This is a genomic window from Propionispora vibrioides (assembly GCF_900110485.1).
Lineage (GTDB): Bacteria > Bacillota > Negativicutes > Propionisporales > Propionisporaceae > Propionispora > Propionispora vibrioides.
Map to the genome: position 1 here is coordinate 85,741 of NZ_FODY01000008.1, position 19,546 is coordinate 105,286.

At 45.6% G+C, this 19,546-nt stretch carries 19 protein-coding genes; 2 read left to right on the plus strand and 17 right to left on the minus strand.

Annotated elements, in window-relative coordinates:
- Window positions 1–191: 191 nt before the first annotated feature.
- The 8 genes from BMW43_RS08640 to BMW43_RS21850 all read right to left on the minus strand — a co-directional run bounded on the left by BMW43_RS08640 (window position 192) and on the right by BMW43_RS21850 (window position 7,281).
- Window positions 192–782 (minus strand): isochorismatase family protein, encoded by a 591-nt coding sequence (locus BMW43_RS08640; RefSeq protein ID WP_091745813.1) that lies wholly within the window; start codon window positions 780–782, stop codon window positions 192–194.
- Between the two features lie 35 nt (window positions 783–817).
- Window positions 818–2,002, minus strand: a complete 1,185-nt coding sequence (locus tag BMW43_RS08645) for a multidrug efflux MFS transporter (RefSeq protein ID WP_091745816.1) — start codon at window positions 2,000–2,002, stop codon at window positions 818–820.
- A 169-nt stretch (window positions 2,003–2,171) separates the two neighbouring features.
- Entirely contained in the window at window positions 2,172–3,002 is an 831-nt protein-coding gene (locus BMW43_RS08650; protein ID WP_091745819.1) for an AraC family transcriptional regulator, read from the minus strand.
- Between the two features lie 135 nt (window positions 3,003–3,137).
- Window positions 3,138–3,698 (minus strand): DUF1697 domain-containing protein, encoded by a 561-nt coding sequence (locus BMW43_RS08655; RefSeq protein WP_218140635.1) that lies wholly within the window; start codon window positions 3,696–3,698, stop codon window positions 3,138–3,140.
- Window positions 3,699–3,836: 138 nt separating this feature from the next.
- Window positions 3,837–4,739, minus strand: a complete 903-nt coding sequence (locus tag BMW43_RS08660; RefSeq protein WP_091745822.1) for a helix-turn-helix domain-containing protein — start codon at window positions 4,737–4,739, stop codon at window positions 3,837–3,839.
- 126 nt (window positions 4,740–4,865) lie between these two features.
- Entirely contained in the window at window positions 4,866–5,780 is a 915-nt protein-coding gene (locus BMW43_RS08665; protein ID WP_091745825.1) for an alpha/beta hydrolase, read from the minus strand.
- 45 nt (window positions 5,781–5,825) lie between these two features.
- On the minus strand, window positions 5,826–6,746 hold the full coding sequence (locus BMW43_RS08670; protein WP_091745828.1) for an alpha/beta hydrolase: 921 nt from the start codon (window positions 6,744–6,746) through the stop codon (window positions 5,826–5,828).
- 235 nt (window positions 6,747–6,981) lie between these two features.
- Window positions 6,982–7,281 (minus strand): diguanylate cyclase domain-containing protein, encoded by a 300-nt coding sequence (locus tag BMW43_RS21850; protein WP_091745830.1) that lies wholly within the window; start codon window positions 7,279–7,281, stop codon window positions 6,982–6,984.
- Window positions 7,282–7,677: 396 nt separating this feature from the next.
- On the opposite strand from BMW43_RS21850, the gene BMW43_RS08680 reads away from it, so the two are divergent.
- Together BMW43_RS08680 and BMW43_RS08685 are read left to right on the plus strand one after the other, a co-directional pair.
- Window positions 7,678–8,583 (plus strand): MCP four helix bundle domain-containing protein, encoded by a 906-nt coding sequence (locus BMW43_RS08680; RefSeq protein ID WP_091745833.1) that lies wholly within the window; start codon window positions 7,678–7,680, stop codon window positions 8,581–8,583.
- Between the two features lie 54 nt (window positions 8,584–8,637).
- Window positions 8,638–9,351 (plus strand): methyl-accepting chemotaxis protein, encoded by a 714-nt coding sequence (locus BMW43_RS08685; protein ID WP_281246122.1) that lies wholly within the window; start codon window positions 8,638–8,640, stop codon window positions 9,349–9,351.
- A gap of 116 nt (window positions 9,352–9,467) precedes the next feature.
- Here the strand turns inward: BMW43_RS08685 and BMW43_RS08690 are convergent, their stop codons facing one another.
- From BMW43_RS08690 to BMW43_RS08730, 9 genes are all read right to left on the minus strand, one after another.
- A complete protein-coding gene (locus tag BMW43_RS08690; RefSeq protein ID WP_091745837.1) occupies window positions 9,468–10,214 on the minus strand; it encodes a TIGR03943 family putative permease subunit in 747 nt (248 codons plus the stop codon).
- A gap of 16 nt (window positions 10,215–10,230) precedes the next feature.
- Window positions 10,231–11,145 carry a permease gene (locus tag BMW43_RS08695; protein ID WP_091745840.1) on the minus strand — a complete coding sequence of 305 codons (915 nt, stop codon included), beginning with the start codon at window positions 11,143–11,145 and terminating at the stop codon, window positions 10,231–10,233.
- Between the two features lie 251 nt (window positions 11,146–11,396).
- Window positions 11,397–11,957: an SGNH/GDSL hydrolase family protein gene (locus BMW43_RS08700; RefSeq protein ID WP_245732279.1), complete on the minus strand. Its 561-nt coding sequence runs from the start codon at window positions 11,955–11,957 to the stop codon at window positions 11,397–11,399.
- Between the two features lie 170 nt (window positions 11,958–12,127).
- Entirely contained in the window at window positions 12,128–14,770 is a 2,643-nt protein-coding gene (locus BMW43_RS08705) for a phosphoenolpyruvate synthase (RefSeq protein WP_091745843.1), read from the minus strand.
- Between the two features lie 305 nt (window positions 14,771–15,075).
- Window positions 15,076–15,852 (minus strand): helix-turn-helix domain-containing protein, encoded by a 777-nt coding sequence (locus BMW43_RS08710; RefSeq protein ID WP_091745846.1) that lies wholly within the window; start codon window positions 15,850–15,852, stop codon window positions 15,076–15,078.
- A 5-nt stretch (window positions 15,853–15,857) separates the two neighbouring features.
- Window positions 15,858–16,454 carry a LysE family translocator gene (locus BMW43_RS08715; protein ID WP_091745849.1) on the minus strand — a complete coding sequence of 199 codons (597 nt, stop codon included), beginning with the start codon at window positions 16,452–16,454 and terminating at the stop codon, window positions 15,858–15,860.
- A 376-nt stretch (window positions 16,455–16,830) separates the two neighbouring features.
- Window positions 16,831–17,697: a HoxN/HupN/NixA family nickel/cobalt transporter gene (locus BMW43_RS08720; protein WP_091745852.1), complete on the minus strand. Its 867-nt coding sequence runs from the start codon at window positions 17,695–17,697 to the stop codon at window positions 16,831–16,833.
- A 10-nt stretch (window positions 17,698–17,707) separates the two neighbouring features.
- Entirely contained in the window at window positions 17,708–18,250 is a 543-nt protein-coding gene (locus BMW43_RS08725; protein WP_091745855.1) for a DUF1007 family protein, read from the minus strand.
- Window positions 18,251–18,466: 216 nt separating this feature from the next.
- Window positions 18,467–19,243, minus strand: coding sequence for a polysaccharide deacetylase family protein (locus BMW43_RS08730; RefSeq protein ID WP_091745861.1), 777 nt, complete (start codon window positions 19,241–19,243; stop codon window positions 18,467–18,469).
- Window positions 19,244–19,546 lie beyond the last annotated feature (303 nt).

A 19,546-nucleotide genomic window follows, 5' to 3' on the forward strand; every position in this document is an offset into this window, starting at 1 on the left:
CAACTCAACTGTTTGACTTTTCTTTAACCAAACAATCTAGCCTTAATCCAAGCAGCCGGTATTCCCAGAAAGACAACACTCCGCAGCCTGTTCGCTTCGGAGTGTTAGCTACTATTTGTGCATTTTTTTAAGTCAGTTTACCGCTACCGTTTGGCAATCCTACGGTGTACAGCTTCCTCCGGGATTTGCTTTCAGCTTAATGCGGAGGCCACTTCTTCCGTGGTCCGAAGGCGCCCTATGCGCGGGAAGATATACTTACAAACATAATCATGCTCTTCTTTCGTCACCGCCGTCATCGCATCTTCCACAAAAATCTGCTGGTATGCATGTTGATAGGCTTCTCTTGCCGTGGTATCCACGCCAATCCCGCTGGATATGCCACACAGGACAATCGTATCAATGCCGCGGCGGCGCAGCTGCAGATCGAGGTCGGTACCGTAGAACGCACCCCATTGCCGTTTAGTAACTACATGAACAGGATTAACCGTCGTCAGTTCCGGTACAAGCCTGTCCCAGCCCTCCGGAAATTGGACCGGATTTGCTGCCATGTCCAGCTTTGGCTGAAACATGTCTTTACCGTCAAGCGAGGAAACCCTGACAAGAACGACAAACGCCCCCTTTTCCGCAAATACCTTAGCCAGTTTGCTTGCCTGCCGGACAACCTGTGCACCGGAATAAGGCGAAAGCTCCCTGTTTACAATTCCCGCTTGCAGATCTACTACCACAAGGGCTGTTTTGTCGGCTTTTAAAAGTTCGGTGGCTGCCGGTTTTATCTCTCCCATTTTCTCGCTTCCTTTCTCTTCGGATCTTAGAGCTTTTATGTTAGTTTTTTATACACCGCCAAATAAGCCCATAGCGCGTTGGCCAACAGCAAGGTACTGGTAACAAAAAACACATAACGGATACCCCAGTAAGCGGCAATCTGTCCGCCCAAAATCGAGCCGCCAAATACGCCTAAATACTGGGCCGATATATTAAGGCCAAACACCCGCCCGGTAAGAAACTGGGGGGTGATTCTTTTAATCAGCGCATTCACCGAAGGATTCAACCCGGCTAAGGCTAGACCCAGCAAAAACCGCAAGCCCATCAACTGCCAGGGATTCTTGACAAAGCCCTGGGGAATAAAAACCAGACCGGCCACACCCAGGGCAAGCAGCATAACCTTCTGAGCGCCAATCTTGTCCGAGAGTTTGCCAAGTCCCGGAGCGGCCATGATATTAGCCAGGCCTGAAACGGAAAAGACAACTCCGGCCGTCAGCGCAACATGGCTGGTATTACCGGATAACTGAGTGACATATATGGTGATGATGGGTTCTATAGAATACAACGCCAGCGTAATCACAAAGGAAGTGACAAACATGACCGCAATGATATTTTTATTGGGGATCGTGTTCCATACTTCACCGACAGTCAGCGTTTTCGCATCCTGACGGCTGAACGATTCCTTCACAAAGAAAACGGTAATCATAAAAGCAACCAGCATCAACGCCCCGGTAATAAAGAATACATTTTGAAAACCGAAATTTTCGCTTATATAACCGCCAATGACCGGCCCCAGCAAGGAACCCGCAACACTTGCCGTGGAAAGAGTACCCAAGGCCCAACCGGCGTGCGCTCTATCCGTCTGCGTCGCAATCAGGGTAGTACAGGCCGTACTATACCCGGTTATCACGCCCTGCAGCAATCGTAACCCAATCAATTGATATACATTCTGAACAAAGCCCATAGAAAATATAACAATCGCCATACCAAGACTCGCGCGCAAAAGCATTGGCTTTCGGCCGAATTTATCGGCCGCCCGGCCCCAAATGGGCGAAAAGACCGCGGAAATGATAAAGGTAATGCCAAAAGCAATTCCCGAGAACTGCGAAATAAGACCTGCATCATGGATGCCCAAATGGTCTATATAAAGTGGCAGCACTGGCGCGATCTGACTCATTCCCACGCCAGTCACAAACATTCCGAACCAACAAACCAGCAAATTTCTTTTCCAGACCAGCATGCTATGAACCTTCCTTCTAGTACTCCGCCAACTTTAAAATAGGAAGCTGGTGACAAGGCAAAATTTTGTCAGTCAAGGTTGGTGAAGTATTACACTCTGTACATCTCGTGCATGAATCATTAGCAATACTATAATAACCGGTCCGGCTACTGTTATTCCATGCATTATCTTAAAATCCATGGATATTCTTGCGATAAAATTCCGAAGGACTTACCCCCTCCACCTTCTTGAATATCCGGCTAAAATAGAATTCGTCGGTAAAGCCAAGTGCCTGTGCTACTTCCTTTACCTTTTTATCACCTTCGACGATAAGCTCCTTCGCTTTATCAATTTTAATCCGGTTGAAATATTCGATAATAGAATATCCCGTAATTATTTTAAACGTCCTTGACAAATAAAAGGGGGACATATGCATCACCGCCGACAGTTCAGGCAGCGTCACCCGCTGCTGGATATGCTGATGCATGTAGGCAATAACCCTTTCCACCTTTAGGGAGTTTGCGTAATTTGGGTTTTGCCTTCGCTTGTTTTGATACAAGGCAACGAGTAGCTGCTGCAAGATAGTTTTAGTAATAAATTCATATCCGGGCAGCTTCGCATTCCAGGTATCAACTAATTTTTTAAATATGTCTTCGATGGGGTAATAATCCTTTAACTCCTGTGCAGGCTGAATCGGGAGCATTTTCTTTTCGTCCCTGACAGCCCATTTCCCTTCCTCAAAGCTCACCTCGGCATAGCTAAAATGTACGGAGAAAAAATAGATAGGTTCTTCTCTGCTTGTTTCTATCGAATGCAGCACCTCCGGACAGATATAGAACAACATGCCTTTTTTAACCGAATACTTTTTTTGATCCACGGTGATGTCGCCGCTGCCGCCTGTAATAAAAATCAGTTCATGATGCGGCAGCGTTCTGACAACCTTACGCCGGAATGGCCTGGTTTCATGTATTTGCCGGCTATTGCAGTAATGGATATGGAAAAAAAGATTTTTTATATGCATGCGTCCCTCCCCCTTCTTATGTTTCTACTTTCCTAACAGATTAGTCTGCAGATTTTCTCCGCGCCCAGCGACCTCAGCCGCCATCACCAGGCCGGCGCAGTTACTTGTTTTATTTCATGTCCGGGTTGTATCTTGTCACTTGCACCGCGCCAGGGCAGCCAGTTTATTAACGGTGTTCCAATTACGCACAGTCATAGGTATACCTAACTTATCCAGATGATTGGCGAGTTTTGAATTTCGAATGCCCTGATAAAATAGCAGAAATACATCCCGCCCCTGAATCTGGAATTTCTCACTTTCATTTCGATAAGCACTCAATTTCTCTATGTCATCAGGACCGGGAGCTTGCCTCAGAAAAGCCACATATAAGCTTTCTGCCGCCGATGCCGCTACCGCTTCTTCTAATTCTTCCTCGGAAAATGGACAATGCGCAACAAGCTCTGCCAATTCTTCAAGTGTTCTTACCAGGACAGTGACTGCAAAGCCAAAAACCTGTCCAAACTCCTGCTCAATTCTCTGCTGAACCGATTTTGTGTCCTCTGTTGATTTGAATACAACATTGCCGCTTTGAATATACGTTTGAACACAGTCAAACCCCAATCGTTCAAACATTTGCCGCAGAGCTTCCATCCTGACCGTATTCTTTCCTCCCACGTTAATGCCCCGCAACAGCGCTATATAAGTACTCACTGCCATTAATACCTCCTGCCAATAAGATCGGTATTTTTCAACAGGCTGTCCTTCGGTATGACAAACCAGCAAAATAAAAAAACTATCCACAAACTGCGTAAACCTCCGATCTGGTATAACCAAACCGGAGGTCTTTTATTCCCTTTATTGCAGCATGTGATGATCCCGGAATTCGGCCGGACTGACACCCACTTTTTTCTTAAACAGCCGCGAAAAGTACTGCGGATATTCAAAGCCCAGTTGATAGGCTACCGAAGCAACAGTCGTTCCCGGCTCCAACAGGAGATTTTTAGCCTCATCGATCAAATACAGATGAATATGCTCGATCGCTGTTTTGCCCGATTCGGCCTTTAAGGAATCACTCAAATAGCGCGGGGAAACAGCCAGCTCTTTGGCAATCCAGTCTATGCTCGGCGTTCCGAGGTCATTGAATTTCCCTGTGGCGAAATATTGGGCAAGGGTTTCTTTAAACCGCTGACCGAGGCCACGCTGCAACTCCTGGCGGCCGATAAACTGCCGTTTGTAAAAACGCTCGGCATATTTGAGCAATGTCTCCAGTAAGGCAAGCACAATCTCCTTACTATGCTCATCCTGATGACTATTGTATTCCGCCGCAAGATTGTTATAAAGCGCTGTAACAATCGCTTCTTCTTTCGGCGATAAATGAAGCGCTTCATTCACGGTATAGGAGAAAAAACCATAGCTTTTGATTTTCTCCGCCAAGGCATGGCCTCTCAGATAGTCTTCATGAATATTAATCACAAACCCTGTTTTTTCTAAGGCCACATCCTCCCACTGAATGGTTTGCCGCGGCGCATAAAACAATAAGGAACCCCGCGTAAAGTCAATACTAGTCCTGCCATAAGCCATTTTGCCGGAAATAACATACTTTAATGAAATGATATAAAAATCGGTCGTAATCGGCTGTGAGCTTCCCCGGTGCGGGATATCCGCCGAGGCCAGGGATACCAGTCCGAACATGGGGTGCTCCGGTGGCGGCCAGCTCATATATTTATGAAACTCTTGTACTGAGTTGAAATGTTCCATCATCACACCTCTTTTCGGTGATTACCCGGCTTGCCGCCAATAAAGCGGGCCGGGTAATCGATTGCAGGATCAGGACAAACCCTCCGGGGATGCCGGTTAACAACGCAGGCTCTCCGATAATAGTTCCTAGAGATTGGCTTTAAAGAACGGGACCAGTTTCGAAAGAGCTTCCTCCACATATTGCGGGATATCGTACAGCGACATATGGCTTGCTGCCTCGACGACGTGATAGATCTTGTTTTTGCTCGCCGCCCGCTCATACAATTGATCGCTCATCCACTTGCTGCCGGCCTTGCGTCCCGCAATAATGAGCAGCGGCTGGGTCAAAAAGAGGTCTACCATGCTGAGTGCATCCCAAACTGCCAGTTGCGTAAGACTCCGGGCCGCACCATACCCTGGGGCTGTATCCTTTTGGCAACGCGGCGTGCGGTAGTATTCCCAGGCCTGTGCCAGATCTTCATGGGAGGCATCTTCCTTCCTAACAGGTACAATCGGGAAAACTGCCGTCTCTTCCCCATTGGCGTCATCGGTGCGGGCTTGCGAACCGAACTCCAGCATGGCCAGCACCTGTTCCGGACTTCCCGTGCCTTCCCAGCCATGCCGCAGCAGCGCGCCGAAATTGGCCATACTGACCGTCGCCAACGCTTTGATGCGACGATCACCGACGGCCGCACTGGCCGTGTAGCCGCCGCCGGCACAGATGCCCATGGCGCCGATCCGTTCCCGGTCCACATAGGAAAGCGTAGTCAGATAGTCGATAACTGCGCTGATATCTTCTACCCGAATATAAGGATTCTCCAACTGGCGCGGCTCGCCGGCGCTTTCTCCCTGGTAGGAGGCATCGGCGGCAATGGTAATGAACCCTTGCTCAGCCAGCCTCTCGGCATACAGCCCGGCAGTCTGCTCCTTGACACCGCCGCCGGGATGCGTCACAGCAATGGCAGGATACTGCTTATTCCCGGTAAATTCCGGCGGAAACCGAATGACCGCCGACATCATAATATTAGCACCATTTTTATTCTTAAAACTAATCTTTTCCATTTTTCTCGAAACTCCTCTTCAATAAACTAATATCAATTATTATCCTTATAGATTTTCTTTATAAAAGGGAATCAGCCTGGCCAATGCCTTGGCCACCGGTTCCGGCTTATCATACAGATCATAGTGCGAATATCCTTCGACCACGACCAATTCCTTCTTAGCAGACCGGGCCCGGCCAACGATTTCGCAGCCATCCCGGTAAGCGCCGAAAGCGCCGACTTTATCGCCCACCACCACTAAAAGCGGTTGCGTAAGCAATACCTCTGCCAGGTGAAAGGCGTCCCAGCTCATCGCGGCGGCTTGATGGGAGAAAAGCGTGCGGGTTGCCCCGTTCGGCGTTTCTCCCCGCGAAGTGCGGTAATATTCGGTTGCCTCATACACGTCTATTTCGAGCAAACCGTTCTGCCGTGCCGCTTCCGGCGAGGCAGGCAGCAAATCATCCACACGCCGCTGCGCGCCACGAACCTCAGTCGTACGTTGCTTGGCAACGGCTTCCATGAACCCAAGGGGATTGAAGCCACTAAAGCCTTCCCGCATCAGACGGCCATAGTTTACACCGGTAACAGTTCCCACCGCCTTGATGCGGCGTTCGGTCATCGCCGCGTTGATGGAGTAGCCGCCACCGCCGCAAATGCCAAGTACGCCAATTCGTTCCTCGTCTACATAAGGAAGGGTCACCAAATAGTCGACAACGACGCGAAAATCTTCGACCCGCAGAGCCGGAGCTTCCAGATAGCGCGGTTCTCCACCGCTCGCTCCCTGGAAGCTGGCATCAAACGCAATGACGACAAACCCTGCTTTGGCCAGTGCGGCGCCGTACACGCTGCCCGACGTCTGTTCCTTGCAACTGCCGATAGGATGGGCACTGATAATCGCCGGATATTTACCTTGCTCGCTAAAGTTATCGGGTACATATATATCGGCTGCAATATCCCAATACATGTTCTTGATTTTAACAGTTTTCATTTTATAAGCTCCTTTCAGGTTTGGACTGTTTTCTACCACCTGACGATAGATTTATCATAGCAAACCGAAGGCAACATAGAAATAAACGAAACTGCACTATGTGAATACATTTCTGCAAGTTGTCCAGAACCGGCCGTAGCGCTTCTTGTTCTTTCTAATGAACGCTACAGCATATAAAAAAGGGGGCCCCATTGCCTTTTAAAAAAAACGCTTTGCGACACCCTTATTTATTCACCTATTCAACCTCAGCTTGAACGATTTGATTCCGCCCGTTCCTTTTCGCCTGGAGCAAAGCCTGATCAGCCCGTTTAATCAAACAATCGCGATCGGCATAAGCCCCGGGGAGCATCGTAGCTGTGCCAATACTCACCGTATGCCTGGGAATGTCCGGATTCCTGCCGGAGCTTAGCGCTATGGCCTCCCTGATCCTTTGTCCGATCAGCAGGGCCTCTGCCGCTGAGGTGCTAGTGTTGGAAAAAACAGCAAGAAAAAAACAACCGGAATTATCGCCAACATGGACTGGGGAAGCTGAAATAAACCCCTGCCCCCTGTTATTTTACAGCGATATGGTCGCGTATAAATAGGATAAACTATTAGAAAGCTTTTGTTAAATTCATGTTAATTTTATGTTAAGTTTTTTACATGCTTCAACTTCACTCCAATTTAATTACCACAGTACCAACAAGCTCTTCGTCCAGAGAAACTGCCTGTTGTCGACCTCTTCTTATCTTCTTCATAATTTCATAACTGCTGTTTCAAGCAGAATTCCAACACTAAACACAGAGCAGGACTTGTCGAAAGATTGTCTAATATTGTCTAAAATTGCCTACTCTCTATCTATATTAATAAGCAATTTGTTGAGGGAAAAGATTACTAAATAAGAGGATCATTCTTTAGGGGATGTTTTTTAGACGACGTTGAGGTGGAAAGCATGAAAATTAGAAACAAAATTATTGCCGGCTATCTGGTTGTTTCCGTCTTGGTACTTGCTGTTGCTATTTCGGCCGCCTACGGATTCAACTCAATAAAATCGTCTTTTCAATTAATCACTGACCAATCTGAGGCAAAGATTATTTATCTGCGCGAAATTCAATTCTATTTTACCGGTCAGGCTAATGATGAAAGAGGCTTCCTGCTGACGACCGGACCTGAATTTCGCCAGGAGATTACCCAAAAGGCGGATAACATCAAAAAAAGGATTACCTTAATTCAAGGCTTAATCGACAACAACGAGCACGCTGAATTACTGAAAAAAATTGATGATGCTCACAGCCGGTTCACGCAAATCAACTATAAGGTAATCGACCTTTATAATGGCGGACAGGCTGAGGCGGCGAAGAAACTGTCCTTTGGCGAGGGCCGCAGTACCCGCAAGGATCTGGAAACCTCCTTCAATCAGCTGGTAAAACTTACTGAGGAAGATATTGCACACAAGAAACAATCCGCGCAAAACACAGTCGACAGATTACTTTTATTTATTGCGCTAGTTTCTATTTCGGTCATAGTAATCGGTATTGGGATAGGTATTTACCTGGCACGAAGTATTACCAAACCGATTAATACAATTACCGATCATATTAACCAGGGAGACATTGGCTTCGCGGCAACAGTTACCGTTAACGATGAAGTAGGACTTTTAGTTAAGGCTTTTGAAAAACTGAATTCAGTTTTACGGCATATGGTAGCAGATATTCAGTCCCACTCTGAACAGGTAGCCGCATCCAGTCAGGAACTCACGGCTACCGCCGAACAATCCAGTCTTGCTGCTTCCCAGGTGGCGGCCGGCGTAGAGCAAATTGCCCATCAAACGGAACAGCAAAACAGCTTTGCCCAGTAAGTAGTTCATGCAACGGAGAATATAACGTTCCAAATTAAAGAAGTCGCCCAAGACATTGCCAACGTAGCCACACTCTCAGAAACCACCAACTTCGAAACCCAAAAAGGTGTGGAATCGGTCAATAAAGTAGTGAGCCAAATGAAAAACATTGAGTCGTCCATGGCCGATTCCGCTTCTGTCATTGTCCGGCTCGGTGAACGGTCGAAAGAAATCAGCGATATAACTAACTCCATAGCCGCCATAGCGGCTCAGACTAATTTACTGGCGCTTAATGCCGCCATTGAAGCGGCAAGAGCCGGCGAAGCGGGACGCGGCTTTGCGGTCGTGGCCGAGGAGGTAAGAAAGCTTGCAGAAAATTCTCAGCAAGCTTCTCAACAAATCGTAGAGCTTGCCGAAGCAATCCAAAGCGATTCCCAACAGGCCGTGAAAACCATCCGGCGGGGTACTGACGAGGTAGAACTTGGCACAGAGGTTGTGACTGACTCTGGCCAGTCCTTTAAAGGGATTGAAAAGTTAGTTGAGGAGGTTTCTGCCAAGCTAGCGGGTATTGCGGCTGCCGTCCCGGCGATGACCCGCGAAGCAGAATCGGTTTTTGACTTAGTTAATCAACTGGAAGAAGCCAACAAAGATATTGCGACACAAACTCAAACCATGTCTGCCACAACGGAAGAACAATCGGCGGCTATGCAGGAAGTGGCCGGCTTTAGTGAAAACCTTGCCAAGATGGCCCAAGAGTTGCAGGCCATTGTCAATAAATTTAAGGGTTGAGGAAAAACTCCTCAACCCTTATTTACCAACACACCTGATTCATCCGGCTTTTTCTTCGTCTGGCTATCGCCAGATACCTTCTGAATATGTCCCATAGTGATAAGCTGACTTCCATTTTAATTGGGGAAAATATACGGACAGGCCGGCCGGTCAATCGCCGCAACCCAGGTGACCTGGACAACGGGAACATTCCTGCCGTTTACCTGCCTGGTTTGCAGAGTGCCCTGCACTTCATACCAGGCACCTTCCGTAAGGATAGCCGAGTCCGCTGTTTCACAGATAATACCGTAAGGATAGGCATCAGCCGCGCAGCAGCCGACCACATATCTAACTAAGGATGTACTGCCAGGCAATTCGTCATTGCTTTTATAGGCAAATCCCTTTAGTTCTATGCGTTTTCCGCTGTTTTCCTCCGGATGATAGGTAAGTTCTCTGAGAACGCCAAGGAAATTACTATCGGTTATTTTAACAAAGGTTGCCTGCTGCAGCTCATTGCGATAGTCCTCACTGGAAGATTTATTGGTAAGGTTACTGTTCAGACCCCGGTTATTGACCATATTGGCATTAAGATCAGCGTTAGGCAGCAGAAAAGCAACCAACAGCGTAAGGATGAAGGGCAAATAGTTCAGAATCCGGTCATGAAAACAAGAGTGGCTATCGCGAAGCTCTCTTGTTTTTTTGAATTTCCAGCACTGCCTCAACAGCATGAGGAAAAATAGAACACAGGCAATCTCGATAAAGCTGGTAAAGCGGGGATGAACATATAGTATAATTTCATTTGTGTAGACAAGCTTATATAAGAAAACAAAAAAACCCAGTAATATAGTGACTCTGATCATTAGATCCCTGACTGCAGATGACATATCGTATAACCCCGTTTCAAAATTCAAAAGTTGCTATCGGATAGATATAACTGCCTAGCAAACAAAGAAGTACAACAATGGTAATTAAGGTGATGACAAACCGTAAGGGAAACGTATGCAGCAGCATAAACAAGTTTTTTATATCAATCATCGGGCCAAAGACCATGAAGGCAAGTAAAGACTGGGTGGAAAAACTGCTGATAAAGGAGGAGGCAATAAAAGCATCCGCTGATGAACAAACGGAAATGGTAAAGGCAAACAGAATCATCACCATAACGGATAATAACGGAGAGTGGCCAATGGCCAGCAAAAATTCCCGCGGCAGAAAGGTTTGTACCGCCGCGCCAATGGCCGATCCAAGAATCAAGAATTTACCCATTTCAAAAAATTCACTGCAAGCGTCATCTACCACACTGAGCAACTTTTCTTTCCAAGCTTTTGCATGGTTATGATCATGGGAATGGCATTCACAACCGTGGTTAACCGCCGGATTTATACTGCTTAACGGGACTTGTTTAAACAATCGATCAATGAGCAAGCTTGTCCCAGAAGCCACAAAAAAAGCGATGAATAATCGAAAAAAGGCTATTTCCAAGCTGTTAAACGCGTAAAATGTGGAAAATGCCACAACCGGATTGATAATCGGGGCGGATAATAAAAAGGCGATGGCCGAGTAAAGTGGCACTCCTTTCTGCACTAACCGCCGGACAATGGGCACCATGCCGCAATCACAGGCCGGAAAGATAACGCCCAAACAACAGGCCAGTAAAATATTGTAGCTCTTCTTTTTGGGCAATGACTCCTGAATTATCTTTTCCGAAATAAAATTATGCAAAATAGATGAAACGAGTACGCTAACTAAGATAAAGGGTAACGCGTCGATGAGAATACCTAAAAAAATGACTTTGAAATTGGAAAGATTCTGCCACATATTAGTTTAGCTCCTTACATGGTAAACAAGTAACACCACTAATTATTATCGTCCTTGTTAAATGTGTCAAGAATTTCCGATTTTTCTTCCCTAAAATAGTTAAAAGCACCCTTTTCACCACAAGCAATTATGTATAGCACACAACTACCCAAGACGCAAAAAACGGCAAGGTTCAGGCAGCCTGAAGCCTTGCCGTATGCATGTATCTATTGCCCGCACCGTTTTTCGCAATACCTTGCATCCATATGTTGCTATAACAAATTCTGAAGTGCCTTAATAGCAACGTCAGCCATAGCCCTGTAACCGGCCTCATTGGGATGTACACCGTCACAATGCAGTCCGGACTTTATTTCGGCAGTCTCTTCATCAACCATGGCTGCATAGAAGTCAATATAGTTAAGACCATTGTTAACCGCATACTCCTGCATAGCTTCCCGGCATTCGCCTAACAAGATTTCGGCCGACCAGTCATTGCACGGTATCGGCAGACCAATGATCGGAGTAATTTGATTGTCTCTAGCCAGTTGTACCATCTTTTTGATATTGCCAACAACCTGGCTGACCTCCAGGCCTTCATAAGCGTCATTCGTTCCGCCCATGATGATGACATAGGATGGCTTGTGCCTGCACACATCGCTGGCAAAGCGACTGAGCATACCGCTGGTGGTATCGCCGTTCACTCCGCTGTTGACCTGTTCTATCGCCAGTTCTTTAGCCGTAAAATAAAGCCACGATTGCTCCGGCGAATAGGGAAAACCATAGGTTACGGAATCGCCTATGGCAACTATTTTTACTGCGTTAATAACAATCACCCTCCCAGCTAAATATAAACCCTCCCAACAGGTTTATGTGTCATCGCATATAAGGCTCTATAAAATACCGGATTATTCTTTATTACTTTAGTGATCATGCTTTCGGCATGGCCAATCATGAAAAGTGCCGTTTATACAGAATGGACTTTACTGCTAAAAATACGACTAAATTATTCCCTTTCCTCCAACTTGGGGCTTAAAATTTCAATGTACCCCAAATCGCCATTAACCCTTATTTTTTCTCCGTCTTTAATTAAGGTTGTGGCATCATCAACACCTACTACCGCGGGAATGCCATATTCGCGGGCAACCACTGCCCCATGGGTCATTAAGCCGCCGACTTCGGTTATAACTGCAACAGCAGATTGAAAGAGCGGGGTCCAGCCTGGGTCAGTATGGGGTGCCACCAGAATTTCCCCTTCCCTCAAAATAGCACTCTCCGGCCTAAGTATAACGCGGGCAATCCCTTCCGCCACTCCGGCGGAAACGGGACTGCCGATGATCATTCCGGCTGAGACATTTTCTTTATTAAGAGGAACAATAACAATTTCGCCCTCGCTTGTCATGACTCGCGGTGGCTTCAAATTTTGATACCGCCCGTGTTCTTCCATGCGCTTAGCAATCAGTTCATCAACATTTCCCGCAAAATTGTGCTGCAAAAGATTAACCAGTTCATCTAGTGTCAGGAAATACACGTCCTTGCTTTCCCGCAGTATTCCCTGTTGGACAAGTATATCAGCTTCCTCCATAATGGCTTTTTTGCATTCAGCCATAACGGCAATGAGAATATACTTATGTTGCTCGCGCAGCCCGCCTAACTGACGGTAAACAGCGATTAGCCGTTTAATGATTTTGCTTCTAAAATATTTCCCTTTTACCGAGTCTAACATAATATGCATAGCTGTTTCGGCTTCCTTTTGCCCCTCGGCAAATCGCAGCCGATGTTCGCCGGCCCGCAGGCTCTGCAGGTGACTGAACAATGCGGAGTTTAACCGTGTAGGCGCTTCATACCAGCGTGTAACGGTCATATCAATTTCACCGGGACACCTCATCCCGTACTTGTCCATGAACCCGGCAAAAGCACGTCTAAAAGTTTCGCCACCCGCTATACCGTCAAGTCCGGAATAAAAGGTTTGATCATCAGCTTTTTTGAGATATTCCTGGACCGCCGGCAGTTCCCGCAGCAGATCGGCAAGATCGCCCAATTCCAGCCCCATCTCACTTGTCACATTGTGAGGAAGTGACTTATTCAATTTATTAATCTCATCATCATGGCCCAAACGAGGGGTAATTGCTTTTTTCAGCATAAAAACGGATATGATGCCGGGAAAAACATAAGGAATCAGGTTATGTAGAATATCGAGTAAAAGAGTTTTCAATTGCTTTTGAACAATGATTATCCGTTCGGCGCCCTGTTTTCCATCGAGTGCTTGTTGTATCCCCTTTTGGTGTTCCCGGGTATATATTGCTACCTCATCCAGAATATGTTCCAGGTTACCGGAACGAAGAACCTTCCATCCCTTCCTTAAGATAGGAACTGCGATTTTTCTAACGGACGAGAATGCTGTGTTATGAGCAGATTGGCTTTCCTCAAGAAAGTCGGGACGCGAAGTGACCGCCGCCACAGCCCGGCTCATGCTTTCGTCTACATTTTTAAGCACTGACGGAACAACCTTGCGGGCTATCGGATTGTGCAAAATATCGGTAAGATCAATAAACACTCTTCCCCCGGCAAGATTAAAGACACTGGCCGGAAATATATGCTGTAATACCGATAAGCCCAATGGCTTCATTGCATTCGTTGCCATTTGAATATGGCCAAAGGACAGCAATACCCGCAAAGGCCGCTGCGGCATATCCGGCCGGGGATAAAGGGTGGTAATCGGCCGGCTCTGGACAATATATATTTCATCCTTTGCCACACAAAATTCGATATCCTGGGGTACGCCATAGTGTTGCTCAATCTTTTTGCCTAGCACCGCAAGCTCACTAATTTGCCTGTCACTGAGAGCTTGCTGGTCCTGTTGTTCCGGCGGAATTTCCTTGGTGACCGTACCGCCTTCCGGTAACGCATAGATGGCTAATTTCTTTTTCGCTAGCTTCTTGCTGACAATATGACTATTCTTTACTTTATATAAATCAGCAGACACCTGCCCGGAGACAAGGGCTTCACCTAAACCAAAACTGGCGTCAATGGAAACAACCGTCCGATTACCATTTACCGGGTCGGCGGTGAACATGATGCCAGCAGTGTCGGGGCTTATCAGTTGCTGAACGACTACAGACAGATAGATATTCCGGTGGTCAAAACCATTCTTAGCTCGATACACGATAGCGCGGTCTGTAAACAGCGATGCCCAGCATTTTCTGACGTGCCACAGCAGTTCTTCCTGCCCTTTCACATTTAGATAAGTATCCTGCTGACCCGCAAAGGATGCGCCAGGCAAATCTTCTGCCGTTGCGCTGGACCTGACGGCGTAAAAATTTTCCGTTCCCTGTTTTGCCCAGGCCTGAATAATGGCATCCTTAATCGAAAGCGGGATAGGTATTTGCTCTACATGGGTCCTTATCTGCTGAGCGATTACTCTCACTTGCTCTAAGTCGGCCAGTTCAATTTGGTCTAGGGCAGTAAAAAAAGCCGACATTTCCGTACTCGTTTCTACAAATTCCTTATAGGCATAGGTCGTTATACAAAATCCGCCGGGTACAGGAAAGCCGGCCTGCGTCATCTCACCCAGGTTAGCCCCCTTTCCGCCAACATAGCTAAGGCTTGAGGCATCTATTTGATTAAAGAAGAGTACATATGGCTTCATACCCAACCACCTTTACGTGATTTTTTAACCGACTCTGCTGATTGCTAAAGGGTTCCTTTTTTACATTTAAATAGAGTGTAACAGCGCATGCCCATCTATCCTTAGTATATTACATATTTTAGCTTCTAGTCAGAGCAAAAGCATCGGCTATGCAGACTAAGTTCTTTCCGGCATTAAACCTCTCGGGTTTGTCAAATACGTCCGAATAAAATAATCCTCTTTGCCAAACTCCGCAAAGAGGATTAAATATACTATTATTTATGTCTTTCTAATCACATCAAGCTGAGGGGATTAATAGTTTTACACTAATTTAAATGTGCTTTATACTCAAACGCCGTTATTCCATAAATCTTTTTGAAATGCTTATTTAAATGAGATAAATCGACAAAACCACATTCTGCGATGGCTGAATAAATATCTTTGTTTTTCTCCAGTAACTGCTTGGCACGATTGACCTTGCTAAATATAAAAAATTGATAGGGTGAGATCCCCGTATTCGCTTTAAATAACCGGATAAACTGAAACTTTGACATAGCCAGCTCCCGGGAAATTTCATCAAGGCTCAATACATTTTCTATTTTAGAATAAATCATTTCCTTTGCTTTTTTAATTAGCTTACTATCTTTTCTATAGTCTGTATAAAGATTAATCCGATTAAAGTTATCTACGAGAGACAGGAGCAATTCACTGCACAAAGCTTCCTCGTCCTCACTTAGAATGGCGCGGGAAAGCTTTAAAATACTATTCCGCAGAGCTTGATGATAGACAATGGGGGCTGCAAACCGGACTATATCCTTTTTCCCCAGGATATCTAAAAACAGCCTCGGTTCAATATACAGCATAACATAATCAATCCCCGTACGGTCATGGGCTCTGCCGTCATGGATCTGCTCAGGATTAAACAGCATAACCCCGCTTTGATAGGACGACTGAAAACTGCCATCCAAATTATACTGTTGAATGCCGCGCAAGGTCACACCCAAGGCATATTCCTCATGACAATGCTTTTTATAGGTGAAATCGGTAAAGCTCGCGGATAGCGCCGTAACCTCGGATGACTTTTTATATATGAATTTTTCCATACCGCTCATCTCCCAACAAGCTCAACTAGTCCTGACCCCATTATAGCAGAATAGATTAAAAACAGGGCCATACTGATATTAACTGACTTCTGATATTTCATCAGAAACTCTTTAAAAATCGCCCCAAAAAGCACCCAGGTAACAAAGGCTAGAAAACCAATAACGGTAATAACTACAACAAATATTGATAACAACTGAGGTTCTGTATAATATGGCATGACAAAACCCGGAATGACCGTCATGGTAAACAATACCACTTTGGGATTTACAAACTGCATAATAAATCCCGACCGAAAGGTGGCAGCTTGCCTTGCCGTTGATCCTGCTGTATCCATTTTGTATATCTGATAAGCCAAATACAAAATATAAAGAGTTCCGATGATCTGCATGATCAGTAAAATCTTAGGTATTACGGCCGCAAGTACAGTATTTAAAATGGCAGAACCGGCAAGCAAGGTACCAAAGGCAAGCGTTGCTCCATAGGTGTATTCCATCGCCTTTTTTACTCCACAACCATGCACCGTAGACAATATAACAATATTGGTCGGCCCCGGTGTAAACGTTACGATAACGCAATATATTAAAAAAGAGGTAATATTCATGACACAAACTCCTCACGAGGTAACCCACTGATTTAATGAGCCTGCCAGCCTGGCGAGAGATTTTTTCGTCTGGCAAGGAAGCAAAACCACAGGAATAGCGATCCCTATTTCAAGGTTTTGCTGACGCAGTCAGGCGGAAAAAGATCCGTCAGGACGTGCAGTGTGAATTAATCAGTGGTTACCAGGTTGTTATCATGAATATTACATCAGGAAAATGAATCGGTATAGTATATTATTGCAGCATCTTCTTACCCGTCCCTTCTAACAGAGCCGGACCATCTCTTTCAAAGCAAACCGATAGCCCTATTCCCGTGCTTTTTACGGGATTACCCTCTAACTGTCTGCTCGCAAAAGACGTTCCCGATTTAAGCTGCTTTTATAGCAAAGCACATAAGTAAATTACGCCCACACCAAGAAGAGCCAGTGAACTTAAAATAGGCAACGGCTTTTCAACAAAATATTGTAATTGCGGATAGGGAGCAATAACTGCTTCCTTTTTTACTTTCCACACCGTATAAGAAATAGCCAGCAGAGCGATGCCCATTCCACCGGCAAAAGCACCGACGAGTAAAAGTCCCAGCCAGGCAAGGTGTAAGGTCAGGCAAAAGATAAAAATCACACTGGTTACCGGACAGGGAACCAAACCAACCGAACACGCAATCCAGGCCGGATTGCTCATCGCGGGACGGTTGGTTGCCAAGTTACCGGTTTGTTTTGTTTGCATAGCGTTATATAGGGTGTTAAGACTAATTCCAATGATCAAGACAGCAGCAACCAGTTGCAGGTCGACATTCAACTGCTGTGTACTCAGCGAAGCATATTTCCCCAGTACGAGATACGTGACTGCTATCATAGTGGTCGCTGACAATGCATGCAACAAGGCGGCAGCAAGGGAAACAAAGCCGACTTCCTTTACCCTGCGTTGCTTGGCAAGAATCCAGGTAGAAAGCAGTGTTTTTCCATGCCCTGGCCCCAAGGCATGTAAGGCGCCATAAACAAATGATAGCCCCAACAGGGAGGCAAGTAAGCGAAGATTCGTTTGCGCCTGTAATTCTTTTACGGCCAAGGCTACCTGATGGTTCATTTCCTGCTGCAGTTTGCTAAGAAACCGTAAATACGGATTATGCTCAATAAACAGATTGACTGGCATTAAAAGAGAATGCAGTGTATTACCCAAGAAATAAACTATACCATATAGAAGTAAGCCGCAAACGATACATACGATAAAATGCTTAGTTTTCATAATTTTTCACCTAAAATGAAACATAAATTTTGTCGATACCACTTTCGCTCCGTTGTTCCAAGCTAACCGGTTGAGCACCTTGATTATCTATTTGAAAATTACCGGGATACATATCGAACTGATTATAAATAGTAGGATCATCAAACCATAAGGTTACACTGTGATTGATAGGTTGATTGATAAACAAGGTAAAGCGGCATTGTAAAATGCCATCTACAAACGTTGTTTGAAAATATGCCGGCATAAGGTTAGGATAAGGCTTGCCGTCGATTTCAAGATATGTATAATAGCCGGAACGAGGCGCCTGGCTGCCATTCACCAATAGCTGCATTTGCGGAAACACTAAATTCCAGATGGCAGCACTGTCGGAGCCACCGCTTTCTTTAAATAAAGCGGATGACATATCGTCAAAGTCCCATTCCACATTGATCTGAGAAACAGCGTGGTTACCGGTGACAATCGTCGCTTTCGGCGTAATAAACACATGGGGATGTGCGCTGACCGGCAAAGTAAATATGAAGCTACAGAGTACTGCCATAAGCCAAATTTTCATAAGTTGTTCTCTCCCAAATTGCCGGATAACCACTGATTAATTCACGCTACGCGTTCTGACGGATCTTTTTTCGCCTGACTGCGTCAGCAAAACCTTGAAATAGCGGCACTATTCCTGCGGTTTTGCTTCCTTGCCAGGCGAAAAAATCTCTCGCCAGGCCGACAGGTTCATTTAATCAGTGGTTACCTAGAATGATCATTAGCCTTTATTGGCTAACTATAGATTGAATAGCAGCCCCGGTATGAATCCCTTTTTTAAGAGAATATAAGAAAGCGAGTGGGTTTGGTCATGGTGAAAGATCGGAATTCTCTTTAACGTAAAGGGATGCTTAAAGGTTTCCACGCCCAGACGGGTAGACCATCCGGCCATATAGCCGGCTTCTTGTGCTATCTGCAGCGTATCGCTGGAATAACTTCCGCCGGGATAGGCAACAAAGTCCACTTTACTGCCTATGATTTGTTCAAGCGTAACCTTGGATTCCGCTAATTCAATTTTAACCTCATCAATAGAAAGCGTGCCCAGTAAGCGATGCGTCACCGTATGCGACCCGAAGTCCATACCGGCAGCCTGCATTTCACGAATTTGCGATATAGTCAAGCGATCAGCTTGTCCAATAATACCGGTAATAATATAAAAGCTTGCAACCATAGAATATTTTTGCAATAGGGGAAACGCATAGAGATAATTGTCCAGATAGCCGTCATCAAAAGTAATGATCAAAGGTTTCTCCGGTAGTACAACCGCTTTATGCTGGATGATTTGCTGAACCTGATTAAGCGATAAAGTCGTATAGCCTTCCTGAGACAAGGCCTTAACGTTTGACTCAAAATGTTCAGCCGTAATTGTATACGGATTATCTTCCTGGCCAATCCGATGATACAGTAATACCGGAATACTATGATTCAGACCTTCATATTCCCAAAGAAATGACAATCCAGCTACAGTGCCCATCGCACCGAAACCAAGTTTCAAAAACTGCCGACGTGAAAGCATAAAACATTTTCTCCTAAATAGTGGCTTTAGCTAATGTATCCTTGTTTATTATACAACTGCCTGCATTTCTTGAAAATAGGAATATTCCTATTAAGCGCAAAATGTTTTTTTATATTGGCACAGCTCAATGCAGGGAATCAATGAAGCCGTCCCCTTTTTGAGGTTTAAATTAGAGTTCGTTAAGTTTCAGAGATAAAAACGGCAAGGCTCAGAGAATCTGATGCCTTGCCGTAAATATTATTCATAGTTGGTGCGCCGGGAGAACCACGCAATGATATAAAATACCTTGTTCTATCTACTAGC